Origin of the sequence: Flavobacterium sp. P21 (assembly GCF_050632225.1) — a bacterium.
In the GTDB taxonomy this organism is placed as follows: domain Bacteria; phylum Bacteroidota; class Bacteroidia; order Flavobacteriales; family Flavobacteriaceae; genus Flavobacterium.
In genome coordinates, this window is the sequence record NZ_CP192585.1 from 4,824,426 (window position 1) to 4,846,511 (window position 22,086).

26 protein-coding genes, 1 pseudogene and 1 riboswitch are annotated in these 22,086 nt (G+C 33.5%); of the genes and pseudogenes, 16 read left to right on the plus strand and 11 right to left on the minus strand.

The features are described from left to right. Window positions 1–232: 232 nt before the first annotated feature. Genes ACQ9BO_RS24275 through ACQ9BO_RS24285 form a run of 3 tightly spaced genes read right to left on the minus strand, consistent with a single transcriptional unit; the run spans window position 233 to window position 2,144 of the window. On the minus strand, window positions 233–1,537 hold the full coding sequence (locus tag ACQ9BO_RS24275; protein WP_431242812.1) for an ABC1 kinase family protein: 1,305 nt from the start codon (window positions 1,535–1,537) through the stop codon (window positions 233–235). Continuing rightward, on the minus strand, window positions 1,534–1,995 hold the full coding sequence (locus tag ACQ9BO_RS24280; protein ID WP_431242813.1) for a TetR family transcriptional regulator C-terminal domain-containing protein: 462 nt from the start codon (window positions 1,993–1,995) through the stop codon (window positions 1,534–1,536). The genes ACQ9BO_RS24275 and ACQ9BO_RS24280 overlap by 4 nt, the downstream gene beginning before the upstream one ends. Next, window positions 1,992–2,144: a hypothetical protein gene (locus ACQ9BO_RS24285; protein WP_431242814.1), complete on the minus strand. Its 153-nt coding sequence runs from the start codon at window positions 2,142–2,144 to the stop codon at window positions 1,992–1,994. The genes ACQ9BO_RS24280 and ACQ9BO_RS24285 overlap by 4 nt, the downstream gene beginning before the upstream one ends. A 148-nt stretch (window positions 2,145–2,292) precedes the next feature. Here ACQ9BO_RS24285 and ACQ9BO_RS24290 point away from each other — a divergent pair, with 148 nt between their 5' ends. Both ACQ9BO_RS24290 and ACQ9BO_RS24295 read left to right on the plus strand, forming a co-directional pair. Continuing rightward, complete coding sequence (locus ACQ9BO_RS24290; protein WP_431242815.1) at window positions 2,293–2,871, plus strand: NAD-dependent epimerase/dehydratase family protein; 579 nt, start codon at window positions 2,293–2,295, stop codon at window positions 2,869–2,871. A 17-nt stretch (window positions 2,872–2,888) separates the two neighbouring features. Further along, window positions 2,889–3,203 carry a DUF1731 domain-containing protein gene (locus ACQ9BO_RS24295; protein WP_431242816.1) on the plus strand — a complete coding sequence of 105 codons (315 nt, stop codon included), beginning with the start codon at window positions 2,889–2,891 and terminating at the stop codon, window positions 3,201–3,203. A gap of 92 nt (window positions 3,204–3,295) precedes the next feature. Here ACQ9BO_RS24295 and ACQ9BO_RS24300 read toward each other — a convergent pair whose 3' ends face one another. The 3 genes from ACQ9BO_RS24300 to rmuC all read right to left on the minus strand — a co-directional run bounded on the left by ACQ9BO_RS24300 (window position 3,296) and on the right by rmuC (window position 6,483). Continuing rightward, window positions 3,296–3,835, minus strand: a complete 540-nt coding sequence (locus ACQ9BO_RS24300) for a YceI family protein (RefSeq protein ID WP_431242817.1) — start codon at window positions 3,833–3,835, stop codon at window positions 3,296–3,298. Between the two features lie 540 nt (window positions 3,836–4,375). After that, window positions 4,376–4,924, minus strand: a complete 549-nt coding sequence (locus ACQ9BO_RS24305) for an acyl-CoA thioesterase (RefSeq protein WP_431245199.1) — start codon at window positions 4,922–4,924, stop codon at window positions 4,376–4,378. A 185-nt stretch (window positions 4,925–5,109) separates the two neighbouring features. Further along, window positions 5,110–6,483, minus strand: a complete 1,374-nt coding sequence (gene rmuC / locus ACQ9BO_RS24310; protein ID WP_431242818.1) for a DNA recombination protein RmuC — start codon at window positions 6,481–6,483, stop codon at window positions 5,110–5,112. A 188-nt stretch (window positions 6,484–6,671) separates the two neighbouring features. On the opposite strand from rmuC, the gene ACQ9BO_RS24315 reads away from it, so the two are divergent. The 6 genes from ACQ9BO_RS24315 (at window position 6,672) to ACQ9BO_RS24340 (ending at window position 11,097) form a co-directional block, all read left to right on the plus strand. After that, window positions 6,672–7,547 (plus strand): protease complex subunit PrcB family protein, encoded by an 876-nt coding sequence (locus tag ACQ9BO_RS24315; protein WP_431242819.1) that lies wholly within the window; start codon window positions 6,672–6,674, stop codon window positions 7,545–7,547. A 456-nt stretch (window positions 7,548–8,003) separates the two neighbouring features. Further along, on the plus strand, window positions 8,004–8,555 hold the full coding sequence (locus ACQ9BO_RS24320) for an RNA polymerase sigma factor (RefSeq protein WP_343536918.1): 552 nt from the start codon (window positions 8,004–8,006) through the stop codon (window positions 8,553–8,555). Next, complete coding sequence (locus tag ACQ9BO_RS24325; RefSeq protein WP_431242820.1) at window positions 8,552–9,019, plus strand: hypothetical protein; 468 nt, start codon at window positions 8,552–8,554, stop codon at window positions 9,017–9,019. The genes ACQ9BO_RS24320 and ACQ9BO_RS24325 overlap by 4 nt, the downstream gene beginning before the upstream one ends. Next, window positions 9,006–9,863 (plus strand): hypothetical protein, encoded by an 858-nt coding sequence (locus ACQ9BO_RS24330; RefSeq protein ID WP_431242821.1) that lies wholly within the window; start codon window positions 9,006–9,008, stop codon window positions 9,861–9,863. Before ACQ9BO_RS24325 ends, ACQ9BO_RS24330 begins: the two co-directional genes overlap by 14 nt. A gap of 308 nt (window positions 9,864–10,171) precedes the next feature. Further along, complete coding sequence (locus tag ACQ9BO_RS24335; protein ID WP_431242822.1) at window positions 10,172–10,480, plus strand: hypothetical protein; 309 nt, start codon at window positions 10,172–10,174, stop codon at window positions 10,478–10,480. Between the two features lie 56 nt (window positions 10,481–10,536). Then, a complete protein-coding gene (locus tag ACQ9BO_RS24340; protein ID WP_431242823.1) occupies window positions 10,537–11,097 on the plus strand; it encodes a MepB family protein in 561 nt (186 codons plus the stop codon). 55 nt (window positions 11,098–11,152) lie between these two features. Here ACQ9BO_RS24340 and ACQ9BO_RS24345 read toward each other — a convergent pair whose 3' ends face one another. Together ACQ9BO_RS24345 and ACQ9BO_RS24350 are read right to left on the minus strand one after the other, a co-directional pair. Then, a complete protein-coding gene (locus tag ACQ9BO_RS24345; RefSeq protein WP_431242824.1) occupies window positions 11,153–11,905 on the minus strand; it encodes an SDR family NAD(P)-dependent oxidoreductase in 753 nt (250 codons plus the stop codon). A 149-nt stretch (window positions 11,906–12,054) separates the two neighbouring features. Next, window positions 12,055–12,456, minus strand: a complete 402-nt coding sequence (locus tag ACQ9BO_RS24350; RefSeq protein ID WP_431242825.1) for a hypothetical protein — start codon at window positions 12,454–12,456, stop codon at window positions 12,055–12,057. A 117-nt stretch (window positions 12,457–12,573) separates the two neighbouring features. Here ACQ9BO_RS24350 and ACQ9BO_RS24355 point away from each other — a divergent pair, with 117 nt between their 5' ends. Genes ACQ9BO_RS24355 through ACQ9BO_RS24365 form a run of 3 tightly spaced genes read left to right on the plus strand, consistent with a single transcriptional unit; the run spans window position 12,574 to window position 13,877 of the window. Then, window positions 12,574–12,771: a hypothetical protein gene (locus ACQ9BO_RS24355; protein WP_431242826.1), complete on the plus strand. Its 198-nt coding sequence runs from the start codon at window positions 12,574–12,576 to the stop codon at window positions 12,769–12,771. A 52-nt stretch (window positions 12,772–12,823) separates the two neighbouring features. Beyond that, complete coding sequence (locus ACQ9BO_RS24360; protein WP_431242827.1) at window positions 12,824–13,396, plus strand: pseudouridine synthase; 573 nt, start codon at window positions 12,824–12,826, stop codon at window positions 13,394–13,396. Window positions 13,397–13,418: 22 nt separating this feature from the next. Beyond that, window positions 13,419–13,877: a tRNA (cytidine(34)-2'-O)-methyltransferase gene (locus ACQ9BO_RS24365; protein WP_431242828.1), complete on the plus strand. Its 459-nt coding sequence runs from the start codon at window positions 13,419–13,421 to the stop codon at window positions 13,875–13,877. 619 nt (window positions 13,878–14,496) lie between these two features. On the opposite strand, the gene ACQ9BO_RS24370 is transcribed toward ACQ9BO_RS24365, so the two are convergent. The 3 genes and pseudogenes from ACQ9BO_RS24370 to ACQ9BO_RS24380 all read right to left on the minus strand — a co-directional run bounded on the left by ACQ9BO_RS24370 (window position 14,497) and on the right by ACQ9BO_RS24380 (window position 17,530). After that, complete coding sequence (locus tag ACQ9BO_RS24370) at window positions 14,497–15,273, minus strand: ABC transporter ATP-binding protein (RefSeq protein WP_431242829.1); 777 nt, start codon at window positions 15,271–15,273, stop codon at window positions 14,497–14,499. 85 nt (window positions 15,274–15,358) lie between these two features. Then, on the minus strand, window positions 15,359–16,327 hold the full coding sequence (locus ACQ9BO_RS24375; protein WP_431245200.1) for an iron chelate uptake ABC transporter family permease subunit: 969 nt from the start codon (window positions 16,325–16,327) through the stop codon (window positions 15,359–15,361). A gap of 61 nt (window positions 16,328–16,388) precedes the next feature. Beyond that, window positions 16,389–17,530: pseudogene (locus ACQ9BO_RS24380) on the minus strand (ABC transporter substrate-binding protein). 95 nt (window positions 17,531–17,625) lie between these two features. Here ACQ9BO_RS24380 and ACQ9BO_RS24385 point away from each other — a divergent pair. From ACQ9BO_RS24385 to cobC, 5 genes are all read left to right on the plus strand, one after another. Further along, complete coding sequence (locus tag ACQ9BO_RS24385) at window positions 17,626–17,988, plus strand: DUF5522 domain-containing protein (RefSeq protein WP_431242830.1); 363 nt, start codon at window positions 17,626–17,628, stop codon at window positions 17,986–17,988. A gap of 101 nt (window positions 17,989–18,089) precedes the next feature. After that, entirely contained in the window at window positions 18,090–18,599 is a 510-nt protein-coding gene (gene cobU / locus ACQ9BO_RS24390; RefSeq protein WP_431242831.1) for a bifunctional adenosylcobinamide kinase/adenosylcobinamide-phosphate guanylyltransferase, read from the plus strand. Between the two features lie 185 nt (window positions 18,600–18,784). Then, complete coding sequence (gene cobT / locus ACQ9BO_RS24395) at window positions 18,785–20,464, plus strand: nicotinate-nucleotide--dimethylbenzimidazole phosphoribosyltransferase (RefSeq protein ID WP_431242832.1); 1,680 nt, start codon at window positions 18,785–18,787, stop codon at window positions 20,462–20,464. Window positions 20,465–20,479: 15 nt separating this feature from the next. Further along, entirely contained in the window at window positions 20,480–21,277 is a 798-nt protein-coding gene (locus ACQ9BO_RS24400) for an adenosylcobinamide-GDP ribazoletransferase (protein WP_431242833.1), read from the plus strand. Beyond that, on the plus strand, window positions 21,262–21,798 hold the full coding sequence (gene cobC / locus ACQ9BO_RS24405; RefSeq protein ID WP_431242834.1) for an alpha-ribazole phosphatase family protein: 537 nt from the start codon (window positions 21,262–21,264) through the stop codon (window positions 21,796–21,798). The genes ACQ9BO_RS24400 and cobC overlap by 16 nt, the downstream gene beginning before the upstream one ends. A 67-nt stretch (window positions 21,799–21,865) precedes the next feature. Beyond that, a riboswitch (cobalamin riboswitch) is annotated at window positions 21,866–22,070 on the plus strand. Window positions 22,071–22,086: the final 16 nt, after the last annotated feature.

The window sequence follows — 22,086 nt, forward strand, 5'->3', positions numbered from 1 at the left end:
GTTTCAGGTTTCAGGTTTTTACTGAACGTTTACCCACAATCTTGTCATTCCGAGGAACGAGGAATCTTCGCAAGTAGCTCCGCAATCAGAATCGACAATCTTTGTAGAGTTTCTCCTGGAGATCCCTCGTTCCTCGGGATGACAAACTAAACAAAAAAACTTTGTCAAAGTTTAAAACTTTGACAAAGTTCTATACGTAAAGTTCAGCCAACTTGAAACCTGAAACAAAAACCTAATATTTCAAATAATTCTCAACAACAATTTTCGCCTTCAAATCAAACATTAAATTGTACAAACCGAAGAAAGTACGATTCATATAAATAAAGTGTTTAGAACCTCTATTTCCGTTCATTTTTTTCAAGTTTGTATCTTCTGAAAAACGTTTTCCTAATTCGGCAATTGAATTGAAGAAAGTTTCATCGGCAAAATCGAAAGTTTCGTTTTGAAAAGGTCTTGTGAAAAGCGACAATAAATCGTGAAACATCTCTGTGAAATATTCAATTTCTGCTGGCGAATCATCTTCACGAAGAATTTCTAATTCGAAAAGTTTTTTATTGAAAAGCTTTTCATCTGTAATCACATTTTTATTGATCAACTCAAAATATGGCGTATAGAAATCATCTGGAATTTGTTTCATGCAACCAAAATCCAATGCAATCAACTGATTTTGGTCGTCAACCAAAAAATTCCCCGGATGCGGATCTGCGTGCACTTTTCGCAAAACATGAATTTGGTACATATAAAAATCCCAAAGCGCCTGCCCTAATTTATCTCCTGCCTCTTGATCTGTATTTTTTGCTGTAAACTCAGAAAGATGAATTCCCGTCATCCAATCCATTGTAATGATTTTCTCTGATGAAAACTCTGGATAATAATTCGGAAAAATGATATTTTCTATTTTACTGCAAGCATCTACAACTTCTTGGCTTTGTTTTAATTCCAATAAATAGTTAGTTTCTTCAATCAATTTGTCTTCAACTTCTTTAAAATATTTATCAGAATCTTTTCCTTGAAGATTAAACATTCTGATGGCAATTGGTTTAACCAAAGCCAAATCTGAGGAAATACTATTGGCAACGCCGGGATACTGAATCTTGACTGCCAGTTTTTTATCATTTTTCTTAGCCAAATGCACTTGGCCAATACTTGCCGCATTTACAGAATTTGGGTTGAATTCGTCAAAAATTTCATAAGGCGTTTTTCCGAAATTGCTTTTGAAAGTTTTTAAAACCAAAGGAGCTGAAAGTGGCGGAACAGAAAACTGCGACAAAGAGAATTTCTCCACGTACGCCTGAGGCAGGAAATTTTTATCCATACTTAGCATTTGGGCAACTTTCAAAGCGCTTCCTTTTAAGCTTTTCAATCCGTCATAAATATCTTCGGCGTTGTTTTCATTTAATTTATCTCGGGTCAAATCTGGATTTACAATTTTCTCGGCATAATGCTTTACATAGTTTACACCAATTTTTGCTCCGGTTTGAACCAGTTTTCCGGCTCTTTCTATTTTTGAGGTTGGAATATAATCGATTGTTTTCATTGTTTGCTGTAGATTTTTTCTTTGAACAGAAATTTCCCAAGATCAATCAAATGATTCATTGGTGCGACATTCATTAATTCGAATGAAGCATTAACTGATTTTTCGATAAAAATATCGGTTTTCTCAAAAGCGACAGATTCATCATCCATCCAGAATTTTATGGTAAGCATTAATTGCGGCCAAGCTGATTCTTTAATGGCGCTTTCCTGAAATTTTTGAAGTTTTTCCTGTTCTAATCTATAATCATCCGTCAGAATTTCAGAAACATATTCTTTAAAACTATTTCTGAGTGAAGTTAACTGTACTAAATTTTTAAGCGGATTTCTATCGATTTTAAGTGATTGAAGAACATAACTCCTGTTGGCAGTTAAAATTTCAAAGAAAGTATAATAAAAGCTCAGCATTTTATTCTTCATATCATATTGCTGATATTCTTCATTTTTATGAAGCAGATTCACTGTGTTTTCAAAAAAAGTCGGAATATTTCTTTTTCTAAACCCTCTAATGTTCCAAAAAAAGCATAAAACTCAGCTTCTGTAAAATCATTTTCTTTCGCAAAATGATAAACTGATTTTGGTTTTTGACCTTTTTCTAAAATTTCATTCATGTATATTGAAACGATATCATCCTTGGTAATTACCTTTTTTTAGTCGCCATTTTATTAAAATTTAGAATTTGCCTTAAAGGTAAGCATTGTTTAAGTACCTTTACTAATCCTTAAACAATATGCACTGTTAAATATATTATAAACTCTTATGGCTCAAAATATTTTACTGACCGGCGGAAGTGGATTTGTTGGTAAACATCTGACGGATGTCCTTATCGACAACGGCTTTTCGGTGTCTGTTTTGAGTCGAACAGAACAAAAAAATACGCCTTCAATAACGTACTACAAATGGGATTTGAAAAAGAATTTCATTGAAAAAGAAGCCATTTTAAATGCAGATTATATTGTGCATCTCGCCGGCGAAGGAATTGTGGAAAAAAGATGGACCAGAAAGCGCAAAAAAGCAATTTTAGAAAGTCGGACAAAACCTATTGAGCTTATTTTTTCAATTTTGGAAGAAAACAATAAAACCTTGAAAGGCTTTATTTCGGCATCTGCAGTTGGGATTTATGGTGCAATTACCAGCCATAAAATTTGTATTGAAGAAACACCTCCAGCAAATGATTTCTTGGGAAGAACTTGCCAAGAATGGGAAAGTCGAGTAGACAAAATAAATACATTAGGAATTCGGACTGTAAAAGTGCGAACCGGAATTGTTTTTGGAAAAAACGAAGGTTTTCTGAAAAAGTTGTTCCGAGTTTTAAAGCAGGTTTTGGAGCCGTTTTAGGAACAGGAAAACAATATTTGCCTTGGATTCATATTGATGATTTATCCGAAATTTATCTTAAAGCAATTACAGACGAACATATGCATGGAGCGTATAATGCCTGCATTACGGACAATACTACAAACTCTGGATTTTCAAAAACATTGGCTACTATTTTAGGCTATTCAATCTGGTTGCCGAAAGTTCCCGCTTTTATCCTAAAATTAACTCTTGGAGAAATGAGCAAAGCCGTTTTGAAAGGACAACGCGTTTCTTCTCAAAAAATCCAAAAAACAGGATTTGAATTTCAATTTACTGATTTAGAAAAAACACTTTTAAGTTGTTTGCATTAAAAACGACTCAGATTTTATAAATTCTTGAGGCCGATATGCTCGCTACCCATTTATTTTAAAGTCTAAAGAATTTGTGAAATCTGAGTCATTTTTTATTTCATGATTCCCGCTAAATCAGTATTGACTGTTTTTGATATTTTGTTTGCCACGACATAAGGAATTTCAATATTAAAATCTTCTACTGAAATTGGAAAACTTGAGACAATCTGAATTCCTTCGGGAACTCTTTTCATCAATGCTTTTACTGCGATCATTTTTGATTTCCCGTGCAGGTATAATTTCCCCTTAATATCATATTCTTTTTCGGTTTCGTCGATATTTTTCAAATCAAACTTTTCGATTTTGCCTTTAAAAACAGCTTTAGGATAGCGATGGCTTTCGATATAATTATCATTAAAATGCTCTTGCATCAAATCCATTTTAAATCGAAAATCTTTGATTACAACAGTACAAATGAGCGTACTGCTTTCAGGTTCAAGAACAAGCGTTCCGAGCTTATTTACCGCTTTTACTTCTTCAAAAAAGGGAACCGAAGCTTCGAAATTTACAACCGCCGAATTGGTTTTAAATTTTTCTTGGGCAAACAAAGAAAATGCAGTAAAAAGTAAAATTAATAAAGTAGTTCTTTTCATAATCGTCAGCATTAAACAATTATGTCATTCGATTTTTTTATTTTAAGAAGAGAAAAATCAGAACTTAAGATAATAACTAAAAAAAGAATGGCAGTACTCCGTGAAATATTCCATAAACTAATAATTCATACTTAAAGTTACGAAATTTCTCAGTACAAAGTTCTTGAACTACTCCTAAAAATTTGTGAATATTTTGGGCCTAAAATTGGGTTTTGAATTGTGAATTGTGAAGTCCCTGCGGGACAAAACAATTGTGTTCTATTATATTTCTACCAATATATAATCTCTACGAGATATTCTGTTAGGAATTAAATATTGGTAGAAAATAAAATTATCTAAAAGAAGAAATGCCCCTTAGGGACTACACCTTCAATATTCAAAAAATCTAACTACCAATATTTAATCTCTACGAGATATTTTATTATTTGATCAAAATAATCAACGTAAAATATTCCGTTAGGAATCAAATATTGGTAGAAAATAAAATTATCCAAAAGAAGAAATGTCCCGTAGGGACTACACCTTGCATATTCAAAAAATTTAACTAATTTCTAAAAGCACATTATATTTTTCAAGACTTGCCAAATCTTCAATCGAGCTTATATTGGCGATTTTCTCGTGTTCTTCGATTTCTTTTTTGATTTCGATGTGCTTGATAGCTTTTCTAAAACGGCGCACCTCATCAAGATTCGACAAAATTAGTCCCGGAACCTGAACACTTTTTCCATCTTTATCTTTGGCTACCATCGTGAAATAAGATGAATTGCAATGTTTTACAACTCCAGTTTGAATATGTTCTGCCTCTACTCGTATGCCTACAACCATTGAACTTCTTCCTACATAATTTACAGAAGCTTTCATAGTAACTAATTCACCTACTTCAATAGGTTTCAAAAAGTTTACTGTATCTACTGAAGCAGTTACACAATAATTTCCACAAAATTTTGATGCCGACGCAAAAGCAATCTGATCCAGCAATTGCAAAATATATCCTCCATGAATTTTGCCACTAAAATTGGTATGCGAAGGCGACATTAATTCGGATATGCTAATTTTTGATGAAGAAACGGGTTTAAAATCTGTAGCCATGTTTTTGTTTTTGGTATTGTTTGTAATCATTTATTTTAAACACATAGAATCATAGCTCATTGGAAAGTTAAAAAAAAGTTTCACTTGCATAAATTCACATAACTTTCTATGTGTGAGAAACAAGTTTCTTTCTTTGTTCTTTTAAAGACAAACTAAACCTATGTTTCTATCTGTTTAAATATTTTTTAGTTCAAAAATTGATTTTCATCTTCATTTGACGCTCTTGCAATAATATTTTCTGGAAGTGATTTTTTTGCCTTTGCTCCCATTTTTTTAAGTCTTTCTACGCTAGAAATCAGATTTCCTTTTCCGTCAACCAATTTATTCATCGCGTTTTCATATTCGGTTTTGGTGTCTTTAATTTTATTTCCAATTCGGACTAAATCTGTCACAAAACCTTCAAATTTATCATAAAGCGCTCCGGCTTGTCTTGCAATTTCAAAAGCATTTTCTTGTTGTTTTTGGTTGGTCCACATACTATCGATTGTGCGCAAAGTAGCTAATAAAGTACTTGGAGTAACAATCACAATATTTTTGTCGAAAGCTCTATTATATAAAGTCGAATCTTCGTTTAGAGCAATGGCAAAAGCAGGTTCAATCGGAATAAAAAGCAACACAAAATCTGGGCTTTCCATTTGGTACAAATCGTGATAATTTTTATTTCCGAGTTGTTCTACGTGCCTTTTTATTGAGCTTACGTGTTCTTTCAGAAAATCGATTTTCAATATTTCAGATTCTTCGTTGATCCATTTTTCATAGGCCACCAGTGAAACTTTTGAATCGACAATCATCTTTTTTCCATCAGGCAAATTAATTACAACATCGGGCAAAACTCGAGTTCCTTCCGTATTGGTAAAACTTTGCTGGACTTCATATTCTCTTCCTTTTTCTAAACCCGATTTTTCTAAAACACGTTCTAAAACTAGCTCACCCCAATTTCCTTGCATTTTTGTATCGCCTTTTAAAGCTTTGGTCAAATTCAGCGTTTCCTTGCTCATTTGCGCATTCATTTCGCTTAAACCTATAATCTGCTGGCGCAAAGCCGCATGATAATCGATGCTTTCTTTATGCGTTTGTTCGACCTTTTTCTCAAATCCTTGAATTTTATCTTGTAGCGGCAACAAAATGCTTTTCATGTTTTCGCTGTTCTGTTCAGTAAATTTAGCCGACTTTTCTTCGAGGATTTTATTTGCCAAATTTTCAAACTCTTTGGTGAATTTTTCTTGAAGTTCGGTTATTTCAACTTTCTGTTCTTTATGACGTTCCCACAAATTTTCAAAATCAACTTCTTTTTTTGAAAGCTGAATCGCTAAACTATCTTTCTCTGTTCTGATATTTTCTTTTTCAGAATTAATCAGTTGAACTTGCTTCTGAAAATTATTTCTTTCGACTTCAAATTGTTCCTTTTGCAACTGCGGCTGATTTGCATTGGCATTTAATTTTTCCTCCAAACTTACTTTTTCGGTCTGCGATTTTGCCGTCATCAATTGCTTTCCTAAGTAAATACCTAAAAACAATGCAACAATAAAAGCCAGTAAAATTGGAAGAAAGTCAAACATAACTAAGTTTTTTTTAAGTAAAAGTACGCAATAATACGTAGTTCTGATTTTTTAAAATTAAAATTTCACTAATTCGTGCGCATTCTAAATTAAACAAACATTTTAAAAAAATTGAAGAAAAAAATATTTTCGACGCAACCATTTTAAACCCCAGCCATCTACAGTATATAACCTATTAAAATAATATAATGAAAAAATTAATGTTGAGCTTGTTTATAGCTTTTGGATTGAGCGCATGTTCGCTTGGAAATGATGATATAAGTATGGATTGCGGCGCAAATACAGAAGTGCAGTTTGCAGGTTATCCGCTTTTATGTAATTATGCAGTTAAAACAATGCCTAATAATCCTGTTGCTGTTGTGGTGACAAGCGAGGATAAAATGACTTCTCTTTTTACTAAACATGAAAATACGTGTCCTGTAGCTACAGATCCTACTATTGATTTTACTAAAAACATGTTAGTTGGTATTTTTGCAGGCGTTAAATCAACAAGCGGTTATTCTATAAAAATGACTTCAATAGTTGAAAACAAATGCGAAATTGTAATCAATTATTTTGAAAGTGGTCCTCAATCTGGAGAAACAACATCTTCAACTCCAACATATCCTTTGGATTTTATTTTGATTCCAAAATCAAATAAAACAATCATTTTCAATAAAACTAGTGAAAGCCCAGACAATATTATTATTGGAAGTTATTATGGCGAATGTACTGGCTCTGACTGTCAAAACTTCTTTCAATTAAATGATTTCAATATTTTGAAATTGGTTAGCACTGCACCAGGAAATTTCAATTTTGACCAATCTGCTTATTTTGCTAAGACAAAAAGAAATGAATATACAACTTTCACAAAATTCATTCCGGCAGAAATTTATGCATTAAAAGGACAAACTAAAACTTATGGTTCTCCAGATGCCGCAGACCAAGGTGGTATTTTCTTCCAATTGAAACAAGGCGCATCAACAACAAAAATCTTTATTGACAACAACGATACACCAGATCAAAGCGAAGATATTAAGACTTTCAAAAAAGCAATTAAAGATAAAATCACAAGTTTAAAATAATCGGATCATGAAGAAACATTTTTTATTTCTTATTGTTTTTGGACTTTTTCAAATGCTTATTCGATAGATGCTTCAAAAATAAATTCGGCATCAATTGTAAATACATGGATTTGGGAAAAATCTGTTGGAGGCGCGAGTAATCCATACACTGCAACACCAAAAACAGCTGGTTTTACTAAAAAGGTAGTCTTTACCTCAAATGGAAGAGTTATTACCTATAAAAATGATGTAGAAATCAGAAACAGCAGTTATGAAATAGGAAAAGGAATTGGTTTTTCTGATCATTTGGAACATGACCTAATTACCTTTGAAGGTAAAACTTACGTCATAGAAAACCTTGACAGTCAAAACTTAACCATTCTAAGCAACAATCAAGATGCTACGCGAAGCATCTTTAAAAGATAGCTTTTTAAGTTTTAAAAAACTATTTTTGCCAAACCAAACAATACCACTTTTTTGAAAGACGATTTAGAAAAATACATCAAGCAATGCATGCAGAATAACCGAGAAGGACAGCTGAAAATCTATCAGCTGTTTTCTCCGGTTTTATATGGTATTTGCTTAAAGTATATGAAAAATGAAGATGACGCAAAAGATGTTTTCCAGGAAGCATTTGTGATCGTTTTTCAGAAAATAAGCCAATATAAATTTGAAGGAAGTTTTGAAGGATGGATGAAGCGAATTTTCATCAACAAGCTTATCGAAACTTTAAACAAGAAGAAAAAGGAAAGTTTCTTTTTAGATGTTTTTGATCCTGATACTGATTTTATTGAAGAAGAAGAATTAGAAACAATTCCGATAGAGAAAGAAAAATTATTAGAATACATACGGGATTTACCCGATCAATACCGGACGGTTTTTAACTTATATGTTTTTGAACATATGAAACATAAGGAAATAGCCGAATTATTGAAGATTTCAGAAGGAACATCAAAATCAAATTTAAATAGGGCCAAGGGCATTTTGCAGAAAAGGATTTTGAGCATAAAAAATTTTAAAACAGCATGAAAAAGCACAAAATAGAAGATATTTTTTCATCAATGGAAGACTTTTCGAGTGTTCCGCCACCAGAACTTTGGGCTGGTATTGAGGAAAAACTAGATAAACCTAAAAAGAAAAAGCGGGCTATTCTTTGGTGGTCGGCGGCGGCATGTTTGTTATTATGCTTATCACTTCCTGCGGTTTTGTCCGATTCTGGCAATAAAATTGGTACTGGCAATTCCGTAGAAAAAAACAATGTAGTTCTTGACGAAAATAAAAATAGTGAAAATCACAAAAACGCAACTTCAAAAGAAAATCAGAATTCTGAAACAAATAAAAACGGAATTGTAAAACCAGATTCTGAAAACATTTCAAACCCTGTTCCTAATTCAGACGCAAATGCCGCTGAAAAAACTGCGGTTGCAAATGTTGATTCTAAAACAGAAAACAATTCAAAAACTGGAGTTTCAAAATCAAATGCGAGCAACTAATTCGAACCAAGCTGTCGCAGAAGGAACTATGAATACAGAAAAGAAAAATCAATTTTCTGTTTCTGGAACTCAAAAACCAAATCAAGCTGTTGCGGTTAAAAATTACGATTCAGAAAAACAAAAATCATTTAATTCATCTAATAAAAATCAGTTTTCTACCTCTGGAAATCAAAAATCAAATCAAGCAGTTGCGGCTAAAAGCTACAATTCAGAAAAATCGAATGGTTTTAATTCATCGGGCAAAAACCAATTTACGACTGCCGGAAATCAAAATTTGAATGCTGAAAAGAGAAATTCAAATCAAGCTTTAGCGGTAAAAAATTATTCTTTACAAAAACAGAATGCTTTCAATACTGCAAGCAAGAATCAGTTTTCTGAAAATGAAAAGAAAAATCTTGACAAAGTATTGGCTGAAAAAACATTTACAGGCAAAAACACAAATTCATTTAGCACGTCTTCAAAAAATCAGCTTCCAAATTCTGTTTTTGAAAACAATGTAAATCCGAATAACAACAATATTGCTTTTAACTCGGCAAATACAACTGAAAGCAACAAACAAAATGGCGTTTCGGCAAACAAAAATGAATCGATAATCAAAGATCAAAAATCAGAAAAAGCAATTGCCGCCAATACGCAAAAAAACAACTCAAAATTCAATGATGCTTTAAGCAAAAAGGATTCTGTACAATTGGCAGAGCTTCAAAATCTAGAAAAAGGAATTATAACGCCTGAGGTAAAAACTGAAAAAAGAAAAATCCAAAAACTACAAACGGAGAAAAATGGGCTCTTGAAGTTTTTGCAGGAGTTGCCAATTCTGAAAACTATAAAAACGACAAAACGCTAGGCAATGTCAACGATTCAAAACAAAGCAATAGTTTTGGGGTAAAAACAAAATATAAGCTTAACAAAAAATGGGCTGTAGGTTCTGGGTTTAAAATAAATGAATTAGGACAAAGTGTTGCAAATGTTTCTTATATTAGCACGAAAAATAATGCATTTTTAGGAAGCAGTGATTATTTTGTTCAAAATGCGACTGTTCCTCAAATTGCAACAAACGATGGTTATGTACTTGTATCTAATACCACTAAGAATGCATTAAAAAGTGACAACATTCAGACCGGAAATATAGATCAAAGCTTAAAATATATCGAAATGCCGTTAGAGGTTTCATATGCTGTTTTTTCTAAAAACAAAGCAAGCATCAGTTTAAATACTGGAGGCTTTGTTGGAAAATTAATTGCAAACAATATTGCTCTTGACGGAAATTCCATTGGTGAAAACGCAAATGCAAATGATTTTGTATACGGTTCCACTTTAAGCAGTACGCTACAATATCGCGTTTATAAAAAAACAAATGTTTTTGTAGAACCAGCAATGAATTATTATATTAATCCTTTGAACAGCCAGTCTTTCAATCAATTCCAATGGGGATTGAATTTTGGATTGAATGTTTCATTTTAAATAAATTATTAACCATTTAAACCCCAAACCACGTAACCCCCTAAACCTACATAATTTTGAAAACAAGCCTAAAAGCAAGTCTTCTCAAAATGATCGTAAAAAACCATTGGTCTAACCACAAATCTTTCCCCCAGGATTTAATTTTAGCCAAGGAACTGGTTTATGATTGTTTTGATTTTGACTGCACGCGACCTCAACAGGAAAGCGAAAGCATTGATTATAGTGCTTACCGTTTCCTGATGAATGAAAAACATATTTGTTATCGCGAGGCCAAAATTACCCCAGCAAAAACTGGACAGTTTGTTACTTTGTGGAAACGAAGCAGACTGGGAGTTATTGAACCTTTTGATCATAGTGATGCTATCGATTTTGTAATCGTAAGCGTTCGCAAAGATGATCTTTTGGGACAATTTATCTTTCCAAAAAATGTTTTGCTGGAAAAAGCTGTTTTTTCTTCTAAAACTGAAGAAGGAAAAAGAGCCATCAGAGTTTATCCTCCTTGGGATGAAACTGAAAGCAAACAAGCAAAAAAATCACAGCAATGGCAACTGGAATATTTTTATCCGATAGTGCCTGAACCTGATTTTGACGCTTTTAAAAAATTGATTTCCTATTAATACAAAAAAGGCTCTCTATTTCTAGAAAGCCTTTTTTCTTTTTATGTCTGAAACTTTAAATTGCAGTATAACCGCCATCTGCGATAATATAACTTCCTGTTGTAAACGACGATTTTTCAGAACTTAGAAATACAACCAAATCGGCGACTTCTTGAGCAGTTCCTAATCGATTCATCGGCGCTTTTGCCGCAACAGCATCCATTAAACTCTGAGTCAGGTTATCTTTCAACAAAGCAGTTTCAATGTAACCTGCACCAACTGCATTACAGCGAATGTTTTTCAAAGCGTATTCCGCGACGATATTTTTAGTTAAACCAACTACTCCATGTTTTGAGGCAGTGTAAGCTGGACTATTTGGCGCGGCGACTTGCCCATGAATCGATGCGATATTCACAATATTTCCGCCACCATTTTTTTCCATTTGCTCTAATTGATATCTGCAAGCATAAAAAACACCACTCATATTAAGTGCAATTACGCGATCCCAAGCTTCGGGCTCATATTCGCCAGTTGGTTTTGCTGGTCCGCCCATCCCTGCATTATTACAGGCAATATCTAAACGTCCATATTTTGAAACTGCAACCTCAACCATATGTTTGTTGTCGCTTGCACTCGACGAATCGCCTTTTACAAAAAAAGCTTCGCCTCCGCTGTCTTTAATCATTTTTACGGTTTCTTCACCATGTTCAACATTGATATCTGAAAGAACGACTTTTGCCCCTTCTCGTGCATAGGCTTCTGCAACTGCGCGTCCAATTCCGGAACCACCGCCAGATACAAAAGCTACTTTGTTTTCTAAAAGTGCCATATTGTAAAAATTTTAAATTGCTCCTACAATTTACGAAGATATTAATGGTTAGAAGCCTTAAAAACAGAGTTTAGCATAACATTAACCTGATATGCTAATCAAATGTTATTTGACGATAAATTGATGATTGTCTGCAAAAAAATCCGTATTTATTGTTCTTCATCCAATTTCATATTGCCGCGATCTTCATGACTTTCCGGATTTGAATTTGGATAACGATTTGGTGTTATATCAGAATTTCGGTCTTTATTTTCTACTGTTTTACTGGCTTCTTCATCTGTCTCCACACCACGATTTGCATTTGGATTATCAGGATTTATGCTATCAGCGACTTTGTCGATTTCTTCGTTGACGTTTCGTGCACGATCTACAATTTCTTTTTCGCCCTTTTCGTCAGATACAATTTCTTGTTCCAGATTTACTTTGTCATATTTTATGTCGTGCGATACATTTTTACCTTTCGTTTCGTCTATATTTTTCTGGATTCCGTTTATCTTTTTTGAGCCTAAATTATTCGTTTCCATATTATTTCCATTTAAAATTCTTAGCATAATATTACGAATTCTAGAGCTGAAAAATTTATCGCTTTATAGTCCTTCTTTTTTATAATTGCCATCTTTTTTTATTTTATTACCTTTAGTAAAAGCAACTTAAAAACGTTTATAATCATGAATTTCTTTAAAATCAAAACCAGCTGGTCAAATGCCGAATTTATTCTGATCAAATTATGCATGGCTTCCATTTATATTTTGGTTGGAAGCTATTTTCATGAGTTTTTTCAAAATTACTACCCTATTTTAATTGTCATTTTTGCAATTACTGTAATTTGGTTTGTGTACCAATGGCTGAAAAAAATGAAAGCATAAATCTTTGCCAATTAATTTTACCAAAGAAACTATCTTTGTAAAAAATTAAAACATGCACCGACACTTCATTCTTTTTAAACCATACGGCTATTTGAGCCAATTTATTTATGAATTAAAAAGAAAGAAAAAGCTTTTGGGCGAATTGCATGATTTTCCCGAAGGAACAATGGCGATTGGGAGGCTAGATGAAGATTCTGAAGGATTGCTGTTACTGACAACCGACGGAAGCATGAGCGAACTTGTTCGAAGCAAAAAGGTTGACAAAGAATATTATGTTCAAGTCGATGGATTAATTACTCCAGAAGCTATAGAACAATTGCAAAAAGGTGTCGAAATTGGACTTGATGGCGGTAAATACAAAACAAAACCTTGTAAAGCATTTATAGTTACCGAAATTCCTGATTTTGGGCCAAGAGCAAAAAAGATCAGAGATGAACGCCACGGACCAACTTCATGGGCATCAATCACAGTGAGAGAAGGAAAATTTCGCCAAGTTCGAAAAATGACTGCGGCAGTAGGATTTCCAACATTGAGATTAGTGCGTGTACGAATTGGAAATGTATATTTGCAAAACCTTAAAGCCGGAGAAGTTCTTGAAGTCTCAGATTTCCGATTAAACGATTAAACAAATTAACAAATAAACGATAATGCTAAACGTTGTTCTTGTAGAACCTGAAATACCAAATAATACTGGAAATATTGGAAGATTGTGCGTTGGTACAGAAAGCCGACTTCATTTAATTCATCCTTTCGGATTTGTAATTAATGACAAAAACCTGAAACGTTCTGGATTGGATTACTGGGTACATCTTGACGTAACCGAATATCAAAATGTAGAAGAATGGATTGCACAAATCCCAGATCATTCTCGTGTATTTTTGATGAGCTCGCATTCTGAAAAATCATATTTGGAAAATGAATTTCAAGATGGCGACTGGCTGGTTTTCGGAAAAGAAAGTGTCGGTTTGAGCAAAGAATTTATGGTTAGATTTGAGAATCATTTGACTATTCCGATGTCTCCGCTGATTCGTTCTTTTAATATTGCAAATTCTGTTGCTTTTGTGGTTGGTGAGGCTAAGAGGCAAATTGGATTAAAGAAAATTTAATTGTTTATTTGTTTAACTGTTTAATCGAGGGTTAAGAAATTTATATATGATTGAAAGATTATTGTTTAGTACAGAATTTATATTAGTAGATTTTTTTCTACTTATGGAATAATTAGTATCATTTCTTTATTTCTTTCAATATTTCTAAAAAATGAGATTCTCCAAAAAATTAACAGTCAATCAAACCTCTTCATTTCATTCATTGGAATTGTTTATTTAATCATCTTCCCACTTACAACAATTGTTGAATTAAACATTTCTGATGAAGAAAGTAAAAATTATTTGCTTAACAGAATGTTTGGTCAATATTGGTTTGGCTTTTGGCTTCAACCATTACTTTGGATTTCGATGAGCCAGCTTCTTCGAATTAAATCAATTCAAAAAAACATCCTTCTAAAATTAATTTTCAGCTTTTTCTTTATTGTTTCAATTGAAAAAATAGTCATTATTATCACTTCTTTTCATCGTGACTATTTGCCAAGCTCTTGGACAATGACTTCAAGTTCTTATTCTTCAAATTTATTTCTTGAACTGTTAATCAAATTTTTAATTTTTCTAATTTCTGCTGGCATTTTTAGCATGATTAATCAGAAAATCAAGGAATGGAAAACAACAAAAACTAACTCACAATAAACTTCCCTTTTTCAGCATCAAAAACAATATGTTCATCTTTGAACAAATTACTGAAACTTCCATTTGAAATTAAATTACACGGTTCGTCTTGTACTATATTTTCTGGGGTCATCATGATCATTTCATCACTAAGCTGAATGGCCAAATCAATATCGTGCGTTGAAAACAAAATACATTTTTCGGTTTCCTGAGTCAATTTTTTCAATAATTTGAATAACGAAACTTTATGAAGCAAATCAAGATGTGTTGTGGGTTCATCCAAAATAATCAAAGGTGTGTCTTGAGCTAGCGCTCGCGCAATTAGAACTTTCTGTAATTGTCCGTCGCTTATTTCAAAATGCTTTTTGCTTGCTAAATGAGTAATTTGAGTTAACGCTAAAGCTTCATTAACTTTTACAATATCTTCGGGTGTTAAAGTTCCAACCCAATTCGTGTAAGGCTGACGACCAAGCGCGACTAATTCAAAAACTGAAAGATTACTTGGTGGTAATTTCTCCGTTAAAACTAAACTTAGATTCTGCGCTAATTCTAAAGGTTTGTATGCCGAAATATTCTTTTCATTCAAATAAACATTTCCAAACAATGGTTTTTGAATTCCGGTAATTGTTCGGAGTAAAGTGGATTTTCCAATTCCGTTTGCGCCAATCAAAGTAATGAGTTTTCCAGAAGCCAAACTTAGATTTAGATGCTCCGCAATGGTCGTAACTCCTTTCTTGGATTTGTATCCAATATTTAAATTTGAAGTAGTTAAAATGTTTTTCATTTTTAAAGATTCTGAGTTACTAAGATTCTAAGCTTCTAAGTTTAAAAATAATCCGTTTAATCTGCGTAATCTGTGGCCAAACAAATCATTGAAAATTCCTTTTTCGGACTAAAAGCCAAATCACAACCGGCGCACCAATTATCGATGTTATGGCATTGATTGGAAGCGTCACATCAAATCCCGGCATTTGTGAAACGATATCGCAAAACAACATTATTATAGATCCGAAAAACAAAGTACTCCAAAACAATACTGTATGATTGCTCGTTTGAAAAACCAGTTTTGCGATATGAGGAACAGCTAATCCGATAAAAGCAATTGGTCCTGCAAAAGCTGTAATACTTCCTGATAAAATACTCGTTGCAAATATGATTATTAGCCTCGCTTTTTTAAAATTCAATCCCATGCTTTTTGCATAATTCTCTCCCAAAAGCAATGCATTTAAGGGTTTTATACTACTTGCGCTTAAAATCAAACCAATTCCGACGCAAACAGTCAAAATTACGATAGTTCCCCAAGAAAGATTTCCGAGACTTCCCATTGACCAAAAAGTGAATTTCTGAAGCTGTTCTGCAGTGCTAAAATACGTCAAAACGCTTACAATTGCAGTCGTAAAACTTCCGAACATTAATCCAACAATCAAAATTGCCATTGTATCACGCAATCTTTGCGAAACTACTAAAACCAAAAGCAAAACTAAGGTACTTCCAAAAGTAGATGCAATCACAATTCCGTACGACGACAGCGCAATTATCTGCAAAAAGGAAGGCAAAAATCCTGCTCCCAAAATTACAAAAGCAACGCCCAAACTTGCGCCTGAGCTCAGTCCTAAAACATACGGACCTGCTAACGGATTTCTAAATAAAGTCTGCATTAAAAGTCCGCTTATCGAAAGTCCAGTTCCTACTAAAACCGCCGTTATGGCTTTTGGAAAACGATAATTAATAATAATATATTCCCAAGTTGATTTTGTCGCCTGTCCGCCTGTTAAGCTACTAAAAACTTCTTTTAACGGAATTGTAACAGATCCTAAACTAATGCTCGCGAAAAACATCAGCAAAAGTCCAAGAGACAAAACGACAAATAAAATGGTATTTCGCTTTTTGTTTGCCAATTTAATTCAGTTTTGATGCAAAAGTAAATTCATAACCCGTCAATAAATCCGGATGGAAAATTTTGATATAATCTTTTAAAACCAAATCCGGACGACTTGGTGATAATTCATAAAAAATAGTTCCTCCAGTTGCTCCAAATTTACTTTCCAGCGAATAAACTGTTTTATTTTTAAAAGCATCAAATTCACCATAATGCGGATTTGCTTTTTGTAATTCTTCTAAAGTTTTAAAAGAACCTGAAACCACCCAAACATTTGCTTCTTTCGCTTTATCCAACACTTTTTCAAAAGACAAACCTTCGCTTCCTGTTCCTTTTAAATTACTCCATAAATAATCGGCTTTGGCATCTTTCATAAATTGTGCGACCCAGCTATTTCCTTTCGCCACATACCAAACATCTTCATACATAGAACCGTATAAAACTTTTGTTGTTGCCGGTTTATCTGCTACTAATTTTTTAGCTTGATTGTAACTTTCCACAATCTTATCAAACAATTCTTTTGCTTTGTCTTCTTTACCAAATAAAGCGCCATAAAGCTTAATCCATTCCGCTTTTCCGAGTGGAGACTGTTCCATCCAATCGCCCTGAATCAAAACATTCAAACCACTTTTTTCAAATTATCCAACATCGGATTGTTGTTGTCAACGCCAAAAGTCACAATCAAATCTGGTGATAATTCAATCAGTTGCTCAATATTTAATTTTTCATTTTGTCCAACATTTTTTACCGAACCTTTATCAATAAGTGCTCTTGTTTTTTCAGACGAAATATAATCGGTGTGTGGAAAACCAACCAATTTATCTTCAACTTCCAACATTTCCAAAAACGGAATATTAGTGGTCGAAGTCACCACTACTGACTCTAATGGCACTTTTATTGTTGTATAAGTTTGAAGACTGTCCGGAACTTTAGCATCTTTCTCTTTTAGTACATATTTAAAATCCTTATTTGCATTAGGCCAAGGATTTGAGATTGTAACTACAGAATAACCTTCTTGTTTTACGATAGAAAGTCCTGAAGCAAACTCGATGCTATTTTTTGCAGTTTCTGATTTTACGGTTTCAATATTCTCACTTTTTTTACAACTTGTAAGAATAAAAAAAGAAAGAAAAAATACTAACTTAGGTAAATAAAATTTCATATTTAACGTTTTGGATAGGGACAAAGGTAAATCATTTTCTGATTTTTTTGTTTACTTTTATTCTTACAAAATTCAACAAATTGTATCTTTACATTATGAATACCACAAAAACAAAAATTTGCTCAAGCTGTGAGGCTTCTTTCAGCTGTGGAGATATTTCGGTTGAACAAAAATGCTGGTGCAACGATTACCCACCAATTTTTAATCTTTCAGAAGGAGGCGACTGTTTGTGCCCAGTTTGTTTTAAAGAAGCCTGTGAAGATAAAATTGATGCCTATATAGAAACAATAACTCCTGAAAAAGCAACAAAAAACAAGGCGACATTATTACCAAAAATAGACAAACTTATCGAAGGAATTGACTATTATATGGAAAATGGCAATATGGTTTTTAAAACTTGGTACCATCTCAAACGAGGAAACTGTTGCGGAAACGGTTGTCGTCATTGCCCTTATTAATAATTATGAGTTTTGAATTATGAGTTATGAGTTGTTGCTTCATTTAATTCATAACTTGCCAAACGAAACTCATGACTCATAATTTATAACTCAACAAAAAAATGATATACTTGATAACTGGTGGTGAAAGATCAGGAAAAAGCAATTATGCCCAAAACTTAGCTTTACAACTTTCTGATTCGCCTCTTTATGTTGCAACGGCCAGAAAATGGGATTCCGATTTTCAAAACCGAATCGATCGCCATCAGCAAGAGCGCGACGAACGCTGGACCAATATTGAGAAAGAAAAATATCTTAGTGAAATTGACTTTTCAGGAAAAGTTGCACTTATTGATTGTGTTACGCTTTGGCTGACTAACTTTTTTGTTGACACTAAAAATGATGTCGCCGCATCTTTAGAAGAAGCCAAAAAAGAATTTCTTTCGATTGCCAATCAAGAGAATGTAACTCTAATAATTGTTACCAACGAAATTGGAATGGGTGTTCACGCGGATACACACATTGGCAGAAAATTTACTGAATTACAAGGCTGGATGAATCAGTTTTTAGCCTCAAATGCTGATGAAGTAGTTTTGATGGTTTCGGGAATTCCAGTCAAAATCAAAGGTTAACAAAATTCAATTTCAATATCAATGGCAAAAATCAATAGAACAAATTCTAAATTTTAAATCCTAAAATTCCAATATCGTAAAGTATCTTTACACAAAGAATAAATTGAAATTGATTTTTGAAATGGGCATAAACTTTTGCCATTGATATTGAAATTGATTTTTGAAATTGCTATTGATTTTTGAAAATGAGCCATTTAGATGATATATTAAAATCACGCCGTGATACCCGACATTTTACTGCCGATGAAGTTCCTGATGAAGTAATCCAAAAAGCTTTGCAGGCTGGACATTGGGCGCCTTCTGTCGGGCTTACAGATGCAACGAGATATTACCTTATAAAATCTTCTGAAGTCAAAACAGCCATTAAAAATCTGTTTTTAGAGTACAACAAAAAAGCCGAAGAACTTACCGCCAATCCGGAGCAAAAAGAACTTTACAGATCCCTGAAATTAGAGGCAATTGAAGAAGCTCCAATCGGACTGATAATTGCTTATGATCGTTCGGTTTTGAATCAGTTTACTATTGGAACTGTCGGAAGCAATGAAGCTGTAAAATTCAGTTCGGTTTGTGCGGCTCAAAATATTTGGCTTTCGCTTACAGAACAAGGTTACGGCATGGGCTGGGTTTCCATTTTAAATTATTATCAGTTTAAAAAAATATTAGATTTACCTGAAAACATTGAGCCTTTAGGATATTTCTGCATAGGAAAACCTGCAACAAACTATGACAATCAACCCATGTTGCGGCAATTGCATTGGAAACAAAAATCGGAAGCTCCAATTTGTACAGAAATTCAAAATGTAAACGAAAATTCTGTTTCAGAAATCACAACTAATTTCACATCAAAAAATAAAATTGCAACCGATTTTGATAAACTTCTTCAAGAAAAAATAGATTCAAAAACAAAGCCAATTGGTGCTTTAGGAACTTTAGAAACGCTCGCTTTTCAAATAGCAACAGTTTTTGAAACTTTAACTCCGAAAATCACAAATCCATATATGTTTGTTTTTGCCGCTGATCACGGAATTGCAAATCATGGTGTAAGCGCTTATCCGCAAGATGTAACACGCCAAATGGTTACTAATTTTCTAGACGGAGGCGCGGCAATTAATGTTTTTTGCAAACAAAATAACATTCAATTATCAATTGTCGATGCTGGTGTCAATTATGATTTTCCAACAAATGCAAATTTGATTAATGCTAAAATTGGTAAAGGAACACAGTCTTTCTTGCATGTACCGGCCATGAGCCAAACCGAACTTCAATTGTGTTTTGAAAAAGGAAAATCAATCGTTGAAGAAATCGCTAAAACAGGTTCAAACTGTATTGGTTTTGGCGAAATGGGAATTGGAAATACTTCAACAGCTTCGGTTTTAATGAGCCTTTTGACTGGCTTTCCGATTGAAGAATGTGTAGGAAAAGGCACGGGAGTTGTCGATGAAAAATTGATTCAGAAACAAAATCTTCTAAAAAAAGCAATTGAAAATTATTCCGGCCAAGCCGAATTAAAAGAGCAATTGGCTTTCTTTGGTGGTTTTGAAATTCTGCAAATGGCAAGCGGAATGCTAACTGCTTTCGAAAATAAAATGCTGATTCTTGTTGACGGATTTATTTGCAGTACTGCATTTTTAATTGCAACCAAAATGAATCCTGAAATTATAAAAAATGCCGTTTTTTGTCATTGTTCTGCCGAAAGAGCACATCTAAAACTCTTGGATTACCTTGAGGCAAAACCAATTTTAAATCTAGATTTGCGCTTGGGCGAAGGAACCGGCTGTGCAATTGCTTTCCCAATTTTAAAATCGGCGGAGGCTTTTCTAAATGAAATGGCAAGTTTTGAAAGTGCTGGAGTAAGTAAGAAATAAACATCAAAATTTTAAATGAAAAAAGAACTACACATCTTCTTCACCTGTTTAATGTTTTATACAAGAATCCCATGTCCAAAAAACATTACGCATCATCCTGATTATTTGAACAAAGCAACCCGTTATTTTCCTTTTATCGGATGGATTGTTGGGAGTATTTCATTTCTTTCCTTCTATATTTTCTCTTTATTTCTTTCAACAGAAACCGCTGTAATTTTTGCTATAATCGCTTCGATTTTAACAACAGGAGCTTTCCACGAAGACGGTTTTGCAGATGTCTGCGACGGATTTGGCGGTGGCTGGACTAAAGAAAAAATCCTTATGATTATGAAAGATAGCGCTATTGGCGCATACGGAGCAATTGGATTGGTTTTGTTGTTTTTAGCTAAATTTAAATTGCTTTCAGAATCTATTCTAATTTTCAAAAATGACAACAACTATTTTCTGCTATTCTTGTTTTTTATTTCAGTGCATTCTTTAAGCCGTTTGACTGCAATCAGTATCATTTTCACTCATGAATATTCGAGAGATGATGCAACAAGCAAAAGCAAACCGATCGCAAAACAACATACTTGGAAAGAAATTTTTGGATCTTTTTTCTTCGGGTTAATTCCGTTGCTGATGCTCGCTTACTTTTCTTTTCAGATAAAAATCCTGTTAGTTTTAATTCCTGTTTTTTTGACAAGATATTTTTTAGCACGATATTTTCAAAAATGGATTGACGGATATACTGGCGATTGTCTTGGCGCCACACAGCAAGTCTGCGAAGTTATTTTTTACTTAAGCCTTATTTTTATATGGAAATTTATCTAGTTCGCCATACTGAAACCATCTGCGAAAAAGGAATATGTTATGGCCAATCTGATGTTGATATCGCTGTTCCTTTTGATGTTATTTTTAATGAAATCGTTTTGCAATTGCCTTCTGAAGCAATTATTTTTTCTAGTCCGTTAAAGCGTTGTGTGACTTTGGCAAAACATATTCAAAATAATATCAAAACCATTTCCTATCACGAAGATGACCGATTGAAAGAAATGAATTTTGGCGATTGGGAACTCAAAAACTGGAATGAAATTCCGCCTGAACAACTCAATCCGTGGATGGAAGATTTCGTAAATATTAAAGTTTCAAACGGAGAATCTTTTGTGGAATTACATGATCGCGTTGGTAACTTTTTGTTGAACAATATTTCCAAAAATGTAAAACATCCAATTGTTATTGTTGCGCATGCTGGAATCATCAGAAGTATCTTATGCCATCAAACTTCATTGCCTTTGAAAGAGGCTTTTCAAAATAAAGTTGATTTTGGTCAAGTCATTAAAATTGAGCTTTGACAACGCTTTTGTTCAGAATTTATCAGAAAAGGTAAAACAAATTTGAAAATTCAATAATTTTAACTTTATCTTTGCGCAAAATTAAGGTTGTGTTTTAATAAAAAAACACATTAAAAGGGAATCAAGTAAAATCTTGAGCTGTACCCGCAACTGTAAGCTTAGTTCTGAAAAGAATGCTTGTTGTTATCTACAAACCACTGTCACGCCTTGCGTGATGGGAAGGCAAACAACAAGACGCAAGCCAGGAGACCTGCCTTTTAAACAAAGATCGAACTCTCGGGAAAAAGA